General features: G+C 70.1%; 18 protein-coding genes and 1 tRNA gene. 14 read left to right on the top strand and 5 right to left on the bottom strand.

The window, feature by feature from the left end; translation table 11 throughout:
• Positions 1–5: 5 nt before the first annotated feature.
• Positions 6–995 carry a LysR family transcriptional regulator gene (locus ABD908_RS05465; protein WP_344992020.1) on the bottom strand — a complete coding sequence of 330 codons (990 nt, stop codon included), beginning with the start codon at positions 993–995 and terminating at the stop codon, positions 6–8.
• A 70-nt stretch (positions 996–1,065) separates the two neighbouring features.
• Between ABD908_RS05465 and ABD908_RS05460 the strand changes: the two genes are divergently transcribed.
• Positions 1,066–1,422, top strand: coding sequence for a nuclear transport factor 2 family protein (locus ABD908_RS05460; protein WP_344992017.1), 357 nt, complete (start codon positions 1,066–1,068; stop codon positions 1,420–1,422).
• A gap of 56 nt (positions 1,423–1,478) precedes the next feature.
• Here ABD908_RS05460 and ABD908_RS05455 read toward each other — a convergent pair whose 3' ends face one another.
• Positions 1,479–2,024, bottom strand: coding sequence for an isochorismatase family protein (locus tag ABD908_RS05455; protein WP_344992014.1), 546 nt, complete (start codon positions 2,022–2,024; stop codon positions 1,479–1,481).
• The gene (locus ABD908_RS05450) at positions 2,021–3,373 is read right to left on the bottom strand and encodes a nicotinate phosphoribosyltransferase (RefSeq protein WP_385923905.1); all 1,353 of its coding nucleotides are present in this window, start codon (positions 3,371–3,373) and stop codon (positions 2,021–2,023) included. The genes ABD908_RS05455 and ABD908_RS05450 overlap by 4 nt, the downstream gene beginning before the upstream one ends.
• Positions 3,374–3,391: 18 nt before the next feature.
• Here ABD908_RS05450 and clpS point away from each other — a divergent pair, with 18 nt between their 5' ends.
• The 11 genes from clpS (at position 3,392) to ABD908_RS05395 (ending at position 10,833) form a co-directional block, all read left to right on the top strand.
• Entirely contained in the window at positions 3,392–3,736 is a 345-nt protein-coding gene (clpS, locus tag ABD908_RS05445) for an ATP-dependent Clp protease adapter ClpS (protein ID WP_344992011.1), read from the top strand.
• Position 3,737: 1 nt separating this feature from the next.
• Positions 3,738–4,334, top strand: a complete 597-nt coding sequence (locus ABD908_RS05440; protein WP_344992008.1) for a DUF2017 domain-containing protein — start codon at positions 3,738–3,740, stop codon at positions 4,332–4,334.
• Between the two features lie 100 nt (positions 4,335–4,434).
• Entirely contained in the window at positions 4,435–4,845 is a 411-nt protein-coding gene (locus ABD908_RS05435) for a M67 family metallopeptidase (RefSeq protein ID WP_344992141.1), read from the top strand.
• A 10-nt stretch (positions 4,846–4,855) separates the two neighbouring features.
• Positions 4,856–5,128 (top strand): MoaD/ThiS family protein, encoded by a 273-nt coding sequence (locus ABD908_RS05430; protein ID WP_344992005.1) that lies wholly within the window; start codon positions 4,856–4,858, stop codon positions 5,126–5,128.
• Positions 5,129–5,132: 4 nt separating this feature from the next.
• Complete coding sequence (locus tag ABD908_RS05425) at positions 5,133–6,179, top strand: PLP-dependent cysteine synthase family protein (RefSeq protein ID WP_344992002.1); 1,047 nt, start codon at positions 5,133–5,135, stop codon at positions 6,177–6,179.
• Positions 6,180–6,208: 29 nt separating this feature from the next.
• Positions 6,209–6,847 carry a rhomboid family intramembrane serine protease gene (locus ABD908_RS05420; protein WP_344991999.1) on the top strand — a complete coding sequence of 213 codons (639 nt, stop codon included), beginning with the start codon at positions 6,209–6,211 and terminating at the stop codon, positions 6,845–6,847.
• 49 nt (positions 6,848–6,896) lie between these two features.
• Positions 6,897–7,658 carry a cyclic nucleotide-degrading phosphodiesterase gene (locus ABD908_RS05415; RefSeq protein WP_344991996.1) on the top strand — a complete coding sequence of 254 codons (762 nt, stop codon included), beginning with the start codon at positions 6,897–6,899 and terminating at the stop codon, positions 7,656–7,658.
• 56 nt (positions 7,659–7,714) lie between these two features.
• Positions 7,715–8,497 (top strand): ribonuclease PH, encoded by a 783-nt coding sequence (gene rph / locus ABD908_RS05410; RefSeq protein ID WP_344991993.1) that lies wholly within the window; start codon positions 7,715–7,717, stop codon positions 8,495–8,497.
• Between the two features lie 4 nt (positions 8,498–8,501).
• On the top strand, positions 8,502–9,143 hold the full coding sequence (locus tag ABD908_RS05405) for a non-canonical purine NTP pyrophosphatase (protein ID WP_344991990.1): 642 nt from the start codon (positions 8,502–8,504) through the stop codon (positions 9,141–9,143).
• A gap of 127 nt (positions 9,144–9,270) precedes the next feature.
• The gene (locus ABD908_RS05400) at positions 9,271–10,563 is read left to right on the top strand and encodes an LCP family protein (protein ID WP_344991988.1); all 1,293 of its coding nucleotides are present in this window, start codon (positions 9,271–9,273) and stop codon (positions 10,561–10,563) included.
• A 93-nt stretch (positions 10,564–10,656) separates the two neighbouring features.
• Positions 10,657–10,833 (top strand): DUF4236 domain-containing protein, encoded by a 177-nt coding sequence (locus ABD908_RS05395; RefSeq protein ID WP_344991985.1) that lies wholly within the window; start codon positions 10,657–10,659, stop codon positions 10,831–10,833.
• 229 nt (positions 10,834–11,062) lie between these two features.
• Here ABD908_RS05395 and ABD908_RS05390 read toward each other — a convergent pair.
• A tRNA-Leu gene (locus ABD908_RS05390) sits at positions 11,063–11,147 on the bottom strand.
• A 63-nt stretch (positions 11,148–11,210) separates the two neighbouring features.
• Here ABD908_RS05390 and ABD908_RS05385 point away from each other — a divergent pair.
• Positions 11,211–11,711: a transcriptional regulator gene (locus ABD908_RS05385; RefSeq protein ID WP_344991983.1), complete on the top strand. Its 501-nt coding sequence runs from the start codon at positions 11,211–11,213 to the stop codon at positions 11,709–11,711.
• On the top strand, positions 11,708–12,079 hold the full coding sequence (locus ABD908_RS05380; protein WP_344991981.1) for a DUF3817 domain-containing protein: 372 nt from the start codon (positions 11,708–11,710) through the stop codon (positions 12,077–12,079). Before ABD908_RS05385 ends, ABD908_RS05380 begins: the two co-directional genes overlap by 4 nt.
• 59 nt (positions 12,080–12,138) lie before the next feature.
• Here the strand turns inward: ABD908_RS05380 and ABD908_RS05375 are convergent, their stop codons facing one another.
• Complete coding sequence (locus tag ABD908_RS05375; protein ID WP_344991978.1) at positions 12,139–12,774, bottom strand: RraA family protein; 636 nt, start codon at positions 12,772–12,774, stop codon at positions 12,139–12,141.
• Positions 12,775–12,908: the final 134 nt, after the last annotated feature.

Here is a 12,908-nt window from a genome sequence, read left to right as displayed (position 1 = left end):
TGAGTTTACCCGCCGGTCTCGGCGAGGTGGCGCAGCAGCGTGGCGGCCATCGCGTCCGCCGCCGCCGACGGTGCCGCGCGTGTCGCGAGCGATAGCTGGTTGTGCTGCGAGCCTGCGATGTCGATCACCACCACGCCCGGCCGCGCGGCCATCGCACGCGTGAGCACGGCGACGCCGGCGCCGCGCTCGGCCAGGGCGATCAGCGCCTCGGGGGAGTGCGCCTGCACCGTGGGGACGACGGTGACGCCGGCCCGCGCGCAGGTGGCGTCGAACGCAGCGCGCGCCCCGGTGCCGGCCGGCAGCGTGAGGACGGTGGCGTCGGCGAGCTCGGCCGGATCGATCGTCTCGCGATCCGCCCACGGGTGGGTCGGCGCGACCACCACCGTCAGTGGCTCGGTGATCAGTGTCCGCGCGGCGATCCCACCGGGCAGCGGCTCGGCGTGCGCCAGCAGGGCGACGTCGAGTGCGCCCTCTGCCAGCCCCGCCGCGAGGACATCGGAATCGGACTCGCTCGCCTCCACGGTCACTCCGGGGTGCATCGCGCGGAACTCGGCGAAGCCTGCGAGGAACCCGGGGATCGTGCAGCCGATGACGGTGCCCAGCCGCACGTGCCCGCGCTGCAGGCCGGAGAGTTCGTCGGCCGCGGTTCGCAGATCGTCGACGGTGCGAACGGCCGCCCGCGCATACGGCAGCAGCGCCTCACCCGCCGGCGTGAGGGTGACGGTGCGGACCCGGTATCTCTGCGGCCCGCTCGCTGCGCTCCCGGCGCCGGGGACATGCGGCCCGCTCGCTGCGCTCCCGGCGCCGGGGACATGCGGCCCGCTCGCTGCGCTCCCGGCGCCGGGGCGGTCCAGCAGGCGGTGGCCGAGCTCCCGTTCCAGCTTCCCGACCTGCGCGGACACACCCGACTGGCTGACGTGCAGCGCATCGGCGGCGGCCGTGAACGAGCCGTGGTCGCTGACGGCGACCAGGTAGCGCAGCTGATGCAGCTCCATAGTCAATGATGCTAGATCCAAGCAGTATCAGCTGTTGTACTTCTAGGGCCGATGGTCCGACGATGGACGCATGACCGAGATGAGCATGCCCCGACAGATCGCCGAGCTCTACCTGGACTGCTGGCGACGGAAGGACTTCGGGCCCCTGCGGCCGTACATCGCCGACGACGTGACGTTCGACGGCGTCTTCGGTTCGACCCGCGGCACCGACGACTTCCTGGCCGGGCTCGCCGGCATGGCCGCCGGGACGCGCGAGGTGACGCTGGTGAAACGGCTCGCCGACGAGACGGATGTCATCACGTGGTTCGACCTCACCATGGGCGCAGCGCCCGCGACGCCGACCGTCAACTGGACCCACGTCGAGAACGGGCTGATCACCGCCGCGCGGGCGGTGTTCGATCCCCGGGGGATCCTCGCGGCGGGATAGTCGCACGAGATGGTGCGACACATCGGTAGGTCACGTGAATCCGTGCGAGTAGGCGGTCACCCGCGCACGACCTCGATGCCCGCCGCGGCCATCTCGGCCAGTGCAGCGGAGGTGGACTCGGGCGCGACGCCGGCGGTGTAGTCCGCGAGCACCCTGACCGTCAACCCCGCGCGGGCGGCGTCCAGCGCGGTGGCCCGGACGCAGTAGTCGGTGGCGATCCCCACGACGTCGACCGACGTGATCGCGTGGGCCGCCAGCCAGTCGGCGAGCCCGACACCGTCGTCATCGCCCTCGAAGCCCGAGTACGCGGCGGAGTAGCGCCCCTTGGAGAACACCGCGGTGCCCTCCGGCAGCGTGAGCGCGGGATGGAAGTCGGCGCCCGGTGTGCCGACGCGGCAGTGCGGCGGCCACGAGTCCACGAAGTCCGGGGTGGAAGAGAAGTGCGCGCCCGGGGCGATGTGCCAGTCGCGGGTCGCCACGACCGTCGGATACTGCGTCGCCAGCCCGGTGACGGCCGCCGCGACCGCGGTGCCCCCCGCCACCGCGAGCGACCCGCCCTCGCAGAAGTCGTTCTGCACGTCGACGACGATCAGCGCCCTCATGCCGGCCCCTCGTATCGCGTCGGCACCGCGGGCTCGCCGTGCGAGAGGCCGAGGCCCTCCCAGGGGAGCGATACCAGCGCCGATCGCAGTTGCTCGCGGGCTGCCTCCAGGGTGGGTAGGTCTGCCACCCGCTCGCCCCCGCGGACCAGTGGGATCTGCAGCGGCCTGGCGGTCAGGTGCCCCCGCACCGTCGGCTGCGTGCCACGCGGGGTGAGCACCTCCTCGACGATCGTGCCGGTGGCGCGCGCCAGTCGCACGGCGCGCTTCTCGCCGCCGTGCGTCTCCTTGTGCGAGCTGCGCTTGGCGACGGGCACCCCGTCGACCTCCACGAGCTTGTACACCATCCCTGCGGTCGGTGCGCCCGAGCCGGTGACCAGGGAGGTCCCGACGCCGTACACGTCGATCGGCTCCGCGCGCAGCGCGCCGATCGCGTACTCGTCGAGATCGCCGGAGACCACGATCTTCGTCCCGGTCGCGCCGAGGGAGTCCAGCTGTGCCCGGACCTGCCGGGTGATGATGCCCAGATCCCCGGAGTCGATCCGCACGCCGCCCAGCGCCGGCCCCGCCACCTTGACGGCGCGGTTGACACCCTCGGTGATGTCGTATGTGTCGACGAGCAGCGTGGTGGCCGGGCCCTGCGCGGCGACCTGCGCGGCGAAGGCGGCCTCCTCGTCGGGGCCGTCGGGCCCCGTGTGGAGCAGGGTGAACGCGTGCGCCGCAGTACCGCCGGACGGGACTCCGAAGGTGCGGGCCGCCTCGAGGTTCGAGGTGCTGGTGAAGCCGGCGAGGTAGGCGGCGCGGGAGGCGGCGACGGCTGCGCGCTCGTGCGTGCGGCGGGTCCCCATCTCGATCAGCGGCCGGCCCGCGGCGGCCGAGACCATCCGCGCGGCCGCGGCGGCGACCGCGCTGTCGTGGTTGAGGATCGACAGCACCAGGGTCTCGAGCAGCACCGCCTCGGCGAACGTGCCGCGCACCGTCAGGATCGGCGACCCGGGGAAGTACAGGTCGCCCTCGCGGTAGCCGTCGATGTCGCCGCTGAACCGATAATCGGCCAGCCAGTCGAGGGTCTCGGCGTCGAGGAACGTGGCGACCGCGGCCAGCTCGTCCGCGCCGAACGTGAACCGCTCGAGCGCGTCCAACACGCGCCCGGTCCCCGCCACCACGCCGTACCGCCGGCCGTCGGGCAGACGCCGAGCGAACACCTCGAAGACGCACGGCTTGTCCGCGGTCCCGTCGCGCAGCGCCGCTGCGAGCATCGTGAGCTCGTAGTGGTCGGTGAGCAGTCCGGTGCCTCCGGGTTCCGCGCCGCCGGGGGACGGGTGGAACGGGGCTTTTTTGTCGGAGGTCACACTGGGTACCCTAGAACCATGAGCAATCGGGGCGAAGCCGTGCCGGGCTCGGGCAGCGGCGGACCGGGTGGTCCCAAGGCCACACCGGGCTCGGCAGCACTGCTCGAGCGCGACGAGGACCAGTCGACAGACAAGCCGTGGCAGACCGTGGTCTGGGACGACCCTGTCAACCTCATGTCGTACGTGACGTTCGTGTTCCGCAAGCTCTTCGGGTTCAGCACTTCCAAGGCCAAGGAACTGATGATGCAGGTGCACACGGAGGGCCGGGCGGTGGTGTCCACCGGCGACCGCGACAAGGTCGAGGGCGACGTTCGCAAGCTGCATGCTGCCGGCCTGTGGGCCACGATGCAGCGCGACTCATAGCGTGCGTAACTGGTCGGTCAAGCGCGGCGGCGACGGCCCCCGCTACGCCTCCAAGATGGATGCCGACGAGGTCGGCCTCGTCCGCTCTCTCACCACGTCCATGATCGAGCTCCTCGACGAGCGCGAGTCGTCGGCACCGCACGACGAGCTCGCCGAGCTCACCGGGCTGCGGACGGGCCACCCGGATCCGCCCACCGAGGGCGCCCTCGCCCGGCTGCTGCCCGACTTCTACCGCATCGACCAGGCGGGTCACGACGGTGTCGCGCCCGAGATCGCGTCCGACCTCAACGCCGCGCTGCGGTCCCTGAACGAGCCCGAGATCATCGACGCGAAGCGCGATGCGGCGCGTACCGTGCTCCGGACGCTGCCCGCCAAGTCGGGAGGGGTGTCGCTCACCCCGGCTGAGGCTGCGGACTGGCTGACATCGATCAACGATCTGCGGCTGGCGCTCGGCACGATGCTGGGGATCACCGCCGACCAGCCCGACGGGCCGCCCTCGAAGGGCCCCGCGCGCGCCGCGCACGTCGACATCTACCACTGGCTGTCGGCGATGCTGGACGTGCTGGTCAGTGTCATGCTCGACCACACCGCGGACTGAGGGTGGATTCCGCTCACGCGTGAGCGGAATCCGCCGGGGCGGAATAGGGGCCCCGACGGTCGTGTTGGCCAGGTCGGTGGTACGCGATGCGGAGGTGGCGATGCTGACGATCCGGCGAGAGCTGGCGGACGCGATGATCGCGCACGCGCGCCGTGACCATCCCGACGAGGCATGTGGTGTGATCGCCGGCCCCGAGGGCTCGGACCGCCCCGAACGGTTCATCGAGATGCTCAACGCGGAGCGGTCGCCCACCTTCTACCGGTTCGACTCGGGGGAGCAGCTTGCGGTGTGGCGCGATATGGACGCCCGCGACGAGGAGCCGGTGGTGATCTACCACTCGCACACCGCGACCGAGGCGTACCCGTCGCGCACCGACATCAGCTTCGCGTCCGAGCCCGCCGCGCACTACGTGCTGATATCCACGCGTGACCCCGACACCGCCGAGCTGCGCAGCTACCGCATCGTCGAGGGTGTCGTGACCGAAGAAGACGTCCAGATCCAGCCCAGCTAGAGGAGAACCGATGCCCGTCACCGTGTCCGTCCCCACCATCCTGCGTCCGTACACGGGCGGCGAGAAGCGCGTGCCCGCGGCAGGCGCGACGCTCGGCGCCGTCATCGACGATCTCGAGACCCGGCACGCCGGCCTCAAGGAGCGCCTGATCGCCGACGGCAAGCTGCACCGCTTCGTCAACGTGTACGTCGACGACGAGGACGTGCGGTTCTCGGGCGGACTCGACACCGTCGTCGCCGACGGTGGATCCGTGACGATCCTGCCGGCCGTCGCGGGCGGGTAGGCGCGTGGCGCGGTTCGATTCGCTGCTCGCCTCGCTCGGCGGAACGCCGCTGGTGGGACTGCCGCACCTCTCACCCCGTTGGGACGACGGCGTGGGGCAGGACGGCGTGGGGCAGGACGGCGTGGGGCAGGACGGCGTGGGGAAGGACGGCGTGGGGAAGGACGGGGCCGCCGTCCCGCACGCGCGGTTGTGGGCCAAGCTCGAGGACCGCAACCCGACCGGATCCATCAAGGACCGCCCGGCGCTGCGGATGATCGAGGAGGCCGAGCGCGACGGCCGGCTGCGGCCGGGTGCCACGATCCTCGAGCCCACCTCCGGCAACACCGGCATCAGCCTGGCGATGGCCGCGAAGCTCAAGGGCTACCACCTGATCTGCGTGATGCCGGAGAACACCAGCGCCGAGCGACGTCAGCTCCTGACGATGTACGGCGCCGAGATCATTCCGAGCCCGGCCGCCGGCGGCTCCAACCGTGCCGTGGCCGAGGCCAAGAAGCTCGCGGCTGCGCATCCGGACTGGGTGATGCTGTACCAGTACGGCAACCCCGCGAACGCGGCGGCGCACTACGACGGCACCGGACCCGAGCTCCTCGCCGACCTGCCGGAGATCACCCACTTCGTGGCGGGCCTCGGCACCACCGGCACGCTCATGGGCACCGGGCGCTACCTGCGCGAACACGTACCCGGCATCGTCGTGATCGCCGCCGAGCCGCGGTACGGCGAGCTCGTGTACGGGCTGCGCAATCTGGACGAGGGCTTCGTGCCCGAGCTGTACGACGAGTCGGTGCTCACCACGCGGTACTCGGTCGGCGCGTACGACGCGGTGCGGCGGATGCGGCAGCTGATCGACACCGAGGGGATCTTCGCCGGGGTCTCGACCGGAGGTGTCGTGCACGCGGCGCTGGCCGCGGCGAACAAGGCGATCCGGGCCGGGGAGCGCGCCGACGTGGCCTTCGTCGTCGCCGACGCCGGGTGGAAGTATCTGTCGACCGGCGCGTACGACGGTACCGTGGAAGACGCGGAGGAGGCCCTCGACGGCCAGCTCTGGGCCTGAGCCGCACCGAGCGAGAGAAGGCGCCCTCGATGAGCATCCAACAGAGTCCGCGACCGGCGACACCGTCGTCGGGCCGCCCGGGGCTGGTCGCCGTCCGGACGGCCCTGGTGACCTCCGTCCTGTTCGTGGCCGCGCTCTGGTTGATCGAGGGGATCAACGTCCTCGATCACAACGGCCTCGACAGCTGGGGCATCGTGCCGAGAAACACCGACGGTCTGCGCGGCATCGCGTTCGCACCGCTGCTGCACGCCGGGTGGGGGCACCTCATGGCGAACTCGGTGCCGGCGCTGGTCCTCGGATTCGTGGGCCTGGTCGCGGGCGCTGCCCGGTTCCTCTCCGCGACGGTCCTCGTGTGGGTGGTCTCCGGTATCGGCGTGTGGCTGACCGGAGGCTCGAACACCGTCGTGATCGGATTGTCCGGCGTGCTGTTCGGCTGGATGACGTACGTGGTGCTGCGCGGGTTCCTCAGCCGCGATCTGCTCTGGTCGCTGGTCGGCGTGGTGTTGCTGGTGCTCTACGGTGGCATGCTGTGGGGAGTCATCCCAGGTCAGGTGGGTATCTCGTGGCAGGCCCATCTGTGGGGCGCGATCGGCGGCGTGCTCGCCGCGGTGCTCCTGCGGCGCCGTCGGCCGGTCGAGCGCGCGAGTGCCTTGCCCGACATCCGCTGAGTTGACGCGATCGCCCACAGACGATGCGTGATCTGGCAGCATAGGCGACATGCGTCTGGAGATACTCGGGTGTTCCGGCAGTGTCGGCGGACCCGGTGCTGCATGTTCCGGGTATCTCCTCCAGGCGGACGGGCACGAGCCCGTGGTGATGGACTTCGGGCCCGGTGTCCTCGGGCAGCTGCAGGCGCTGGTCGACCCCAACTCCGTGACCGTCATGCTGTCGCACCTGCATGCCGATCACTGCCTCGACATGCCGTCGCTGCTGGTGTGGCGGAGGTATGCGCCGGTCCCCGCAGTCGGGCACGCGCCGCTCTACGGGCCCGTGGACACCGTCGAGCGCATCGGCCGCGCGTCCGCCGAGACCGCGACGATGTTCGACGACATCTCCGACACCTTCGACTTCACGCCGTGGCAGGAAGGGGTCGACTTCGAGATCGGCGGGTTCTCCGTACGGCCTTTTCGCATGTACCACCCGCCGGAGTCGTATGGGCTGCGGATCACGTCACCGTCGGGCGGCGTACTGGCGTTCAGCGGCGACACGGGTGTCTGCGACAACCTCGTCGAGGTGGCGCGGGACGCAGACCTCTTCCTGGCCGAGTCCAGCTGGACCCATGACCCCGAGAACCGGCCCGCCGGCGTGCACATCTCGGGCTACGAGGCGGGGGAGGCGGCGGCGAAGGCCGGCGCGAAGCGCCTTCTACTGACGCACATCCCACCGTGGACCGACCGCGATACCATGATCGCCGAGGCCCGGTCGAGCTTCGACGGGCCGGTCGATGCGGTGCGCGGAGGCGACCGGTTCGACTTCTGAGCGCGACGGTGCCGGATCCTCCGGCTGCGCCGGACCCGACACCGTAGGGTGGGAGCGTGAGTAGACGCGCAGACGGCAGGGCCGACGACGAACTCCGTCCCGTGAGCATCGTCCGCGGATTCACCCAGAATCCGGCGGGCTCGGTGCTGGTCGAGTTCGGCAACACCAAGGTGCTGTGCACCGCGAGCGTCGAGTTGGGCGTGCCGTCGTGGCGGCGCGGCTCCGGGCTCGGCTGGCTGACCGCGGAGTACGCGATGCTGCCGGGCGCGACGCACGAGCGGTCGCGGCGCGAGTCCACGAAGGGCAAGATCTCGGGGCGCACGCACGAGATCTCCCGGTTGGTCGGCCGGTCGCTGCGCGCCTGCATCGACCTCGCGGCGCTCGGCGAGAACACCATCGCCATCGACTGCGACGTACTGCAGGCCGACGGGGGCACGCGGACGGCGTCCATCACGGGCGCGTACGTCGCGCTGTGTGACGCCGTCACATACCTCGGCGCGGCCGGCAAGTTGAGCGACCCGCAGCCGATCTCGTGCGGGATCGCCGCGATCTCGGTGGGCGTGGTCGACGGCCGCGTGCGCCTCGACCTGCCGTACGAGGAGGACTCGCGCGCCGAGGTGGACATGAACGTGGTGGCCACCGACACGGGCACCCTGGTGGAGATCCAGGGAACCGGCGAGGGCGCGACGTTCGCGCGCACCACCTTCGACTGGATGCTCGACACCGCGCTCGCAGGCTGCGAGAAGTTGTTCGCCGTGCAGAAGGAGGCGCTCGCTGCGCCGTACCCCGGCGTGCTCCCCGAGTCGGACGGTGACGCCAAGAAGAAGTTCGGGTCCTAGGGCGGTGGCCCAGGTCCTGCTGGCATCGCGCAACGCGAAAAAGCTGCGTGAGCTGCGTGCCGTGGTCGAGCGTGCCGGGATCGTCGGGCTCGAAGTGGTCGGGCTCGACGACCTGCCCCCGTTCGAGGAGCTTCCCGAGGACGCGCCCGACTTCGCCGGCAACGCGCTGATCAAGGCGCGTCAGGGCTTCGCGATGACGGGGTTGCCCTGCCTCGCCGACGATTCCGGCATCTGCGTGGACGCCTTGAACGGTATGCCGGGGCTGCTGTCCGCGCGCTGGTCCGGACGGCACGGCGACGACCAGGCCAACCTGAGGCTGCTACTCGACCAGCTCTCCGATGTCCCCGACGCGCGGCGCGGGGCCCATTTCCTGTCGGTGTGCGCCCTCGTCGGCGACCCCGGTCGCGTGCCGGGCGGTGCCGTCACCGTCGAGGGCGTGTGGCGGGGGACGCTGCTGCGTGCGCCGCGGGGCGACGGTGGCTTCGGGTACGACCCGATCTTTCTGCCGGACGGTGCCGGGGCCGACGGTGCCGGGGCCGCCCGTCTGACGGCCGCCGAGATGACGCCGGAGGCCAAGAACGCCGTGAGCCACCGGGCCCGGGCGCTCGCGCAACTGGTGGAGCCGCTCCGCGCCCTGGCCGGATGAGGCGCTGTCCGGGTGGGATCGCGGTCTGGATCACATCGCACTCCTGAACGGGCCGGTTCGCCCGAATGCGGTCGGGCATACCGCGCGGGATCACGGATTCCGCAAAGTCCTCCGCTAATGTGGCGCCGTGGAACGTCGGTCATCTGGTCTCGGGATGGGGCGCGCGCTGCTCTCGGTGCTCGCTGTCATCGTGCTGGGCGTGACCGGATTCGCCTGGTGGAGCACAGGTCTGGTGGTCGGCGGCTTCAATGTGTCGGCCGCGCTCGCGGACCCGAAATTCGCGAAGTCTACCGGTGGTGCGACCAACATCCTGGTGATGGGCCTCGACACCCGAAAAGACCAGGACGGCAACCAGCTGCCCGAGGACGTGCTCGCGCAGCTGCACGCCGGCGACGGCAACGAGGGCGGTTACAACACCAACACCCTGATCCTGGTGCACGTCCCCGCCGACGGTAAGGACATCAAGGCGTTCTCGATCCCCCGCGACGACTACGTGCGTGTCTCCAACATCCAGGGGTACACCCACGCCAAGATCAAGGAGGCGTACGGCCTGAAGAAGGCCGAGGTCGAGGACCAGCTGGTGGCCCAGGGGATGACCGACCGCAAGGAGATCGAGACCGAGAGCCGCGAGGCGGCACGTAAAGAGTCCATCGCCACCGTCGAGTCCCTGGTCGGGGTGCCGATCGACCACTTCATCGAGGTCAGCCTGGTGGGCTTCTACGACCTCGCGAAGGCGCTGGGTGGCGTCGAGGTGTGCCTGAAGCACCGTGTGCACGACAGCTATTCGGGCGCGAACTTCCCCGCCGGGCGGCAGCATCTCAACGCATCGCAGGCGCTGGCCTTCGTGCGGCAACGGCACGGCCTGGACAACGGCGACCTCGACCGCACCCATCGGCAGCAGGCGTTCATCGCGTCCGTCGCGCTGTCGCTGCAGCAGCAGGGCGTGTTCAGCAACATCAACCAGCTGCGCAACATGATCGCGGTGGCGCAGAAGGACATCGTGATCTCGTCCGGGTGGGATGTCGAGGCGTTCGCGCAGCAGATCGGCGACATCGCCGGGACCAATCTGACGTTCACCACGCTCCCCGTGAAGGCCTACGGGGTGGTGGACGAGCAGGACGTGAACATCATCGACCCCGCCCTGATCCGCGCGACGGTGCAGAAGGCGTTCGGACAGTCGATCCCCGACGACGGCACGTACACGGATGACGATGCGTCGTCCGACGTGTCGCCCGTGGCGGCTGCGGCCGCGCTGCCTGGCCAGACGTCCGCACCGCACGCCGCGAGCCCGACGGACTCGGGCTCGGGGTCGGATTCCGGCTCGGACTCGGGTTCCGACTCCGACTCGGGGTCGGATTCGGGACCCTCGCCCGATGCGGGCAGTGTCGTGCGCGGCGGACAGGTGCCCTGCGTCGATTGACCGGCGCGGTAGGCGTCCATTCGACCGAGAGTGCCCGGAACACGCTGCTGAGCATTGTGTTCCGACAGATGCGGCGGCGTGATTCACTAGGGTATGGGATTCTTCTTTCGTAAGTCCGAGTCGTTCGGGCCGTTCCGGTTCACCCTGTCCAAGTCGGGCCTGTCCAGCAGCGTGAAGATCGGGAACACCCGCTTCACGAGGCGCGCGGACGGCCACACGACCAAGACGACGAAGCTGGGCAAGGGCACGTACCTGACCCGCCGCAACTGACGCCGTCCGTCGCCGGCATTGGCGCCGACCGGCGCACTAGATCCCGTCGTGATGTCGAGAACCGCACAGGATCCGGATCTCCCCACGCGATCCCGTGTGGTTCTCCGCACCAGGTGTGGCTTTCCGGATGTCCTGAGGTCAGCGGCGGCGGAGTCGCAGCGCAGCGGCGATCGCGCATCCGGACACCGTCGCCATGTACGTCCCAAAGGTTCCCGAACGGTTGCTGTGCTGGTGCGCCCGGGGGGACTCGAACCCCCACGTCCGTAGACACTGGAACCTAAATCCAGCGCGTCTGCCAATTCCGCCACGAGCGCTCGTACCGCAGGTCAGCCTACCTGCGGCGTGGACCACACGGCAGGGACGGGTACCGTTTAGGCGTGAGTTCCCCCCGCCAGCACCGTCCCGCCGTGATCCTCTTCGTGGTGATCGCGGCGATCGTGTGTCTGCTGATGGGCTGGTGGCAGTGGGACCGCTACCAGTCGTCGTCGGGAACGGGGCAGAATCTCGGGTACGCGCTGCAGTGGCCGCTGTTCGCCGTCGCCTGCATCTGGGGCTACCGCCGGTTCGTCCAGCTCGAGGCCGAACAGGCCGAGGAGGACGCCGTCCTCGCTGCGCACGCCGATCCAGAGACGGACCACGATGCCGCGGACGTCGCGACTCCCGCCCCGTCGGCGGTCGCCGACGACGCAGCGGTCAGGCGCGTCGCGATGCGCCGCGCACAGGCGCCGCTCAGCGAGATCCCCGCGGACTTCCTCCCTGGACGGGCGGCGCCGTCGGCGCCCGCCGATCCGGACCGCGGAGACGAGACCCAGGACGACTACAACCGGATGCTCGCCGAGCTGGCGGCGAGCGACGCACGTCAGGAGCGACAACGTTGACTCAGACCACTATCACGCCCGAGCAGCTGGCGCAGAAGAAGCGGAAGCGGGTGCGCGGTTCGTTCGGCCGCTACCGGTTCATGGCCTACTTCACCGGCGTGTTCCTGCTTCTGCTCACGGTCGAGGTGATCTACACGTACCTGATCATCGCGCACTCGTCGGACGCGCCGAAGTGGTTCTGGTATGTCTACGCGATCCACGGCTGGGGCTACATCGTGTACCTGCTCGTGACCGTCGACCTGGGGCTCAAGGCGCGCTGGAGGCCGATCCGGTTCCTGCTCACGCTGATCGCGGGCACCATTCCGTTCGCCTCGTTCTACTACGAGCACATCAACGCCCGGGAGATCCGGCAGCAGTTCGACTTCTGAGCATCAGCGAAGGCCCCGTCCGACGGACGGGGCCTTCGCTGTGCGCGGCTACGCGGCTGTCAGGCGAGCTGGGTGCGCAGGCTTTCGACCTCGGCATCCTTCTCGGCTTCGAGCGCGACGATCGCCGCCACTGCGGCCAGCACCTCGTCCACGCGGTGCGGCGGGATGACGATGGCGCCGTCACCGTCGCAGGCGACGATGTCGCCGGGGTTGACGACCACCCCGCCGATCGCGACGGGTTCGCCGATCGCGCCGGGGCCGTTCTTGAAGGGCCCGGCCGGTGTCAGCCCGCGGGCGAACACCGGGAACCCGAGGCTCTCGATGATGTCGCGGTCTCGGACGTAGCCGTCGACGACCGCGCCGACCGCGCCGAAGACGTCGAATCGCTGGGCGAGATTGTCGCCGATGATCGCCCGGCCGTCGTAGCCGAAGGCATTGATCACCATGATGTCGCCGGGTCGGATGTGGTCGAGCGCGGCGATGACCGCCTTGTTGTCGCCGGCGACGGTGAGGACCGGCAGTGCCGTACCGACGGCCTTGGCGCCGGGCCAGATCGGCGCGATGCCACCGTCGAGGATGTTGAGCCGGTCCAGGGCGTCGCCCAGGTTGGCCACGGAGTGGGCTCGGAGCTGCTCGAGCACCGATTCGTCCGGTCGGTCCCAACCAGCGGTCACGCGGACGTTGTCTGTGGTCATTCGTGCTCTCCTCGACGATGGGTAGAAGTAAGAATCCGTTCGCACTTCGGTGACCCAGTGTGCGCCGTGTCGCGGTTGCGCGCAAGCGTCGCTCGACGACGAACGCGCGGGCGACACCACGGCTGACGTGCCGA

The organism is Tsukamurella soli (assembly GCF_039541155.1).
GTDB lineage: Bacteria > Actinomycetota > Actinomycetes > Mycobacteriales > Mycobacteriaceae > Tsukamurella > Tsukamurella soli.
Note: the sequence above shows the minus strand (reverse complement) of the source record. Positions and strands in the feature narration are given on the sequence as shown.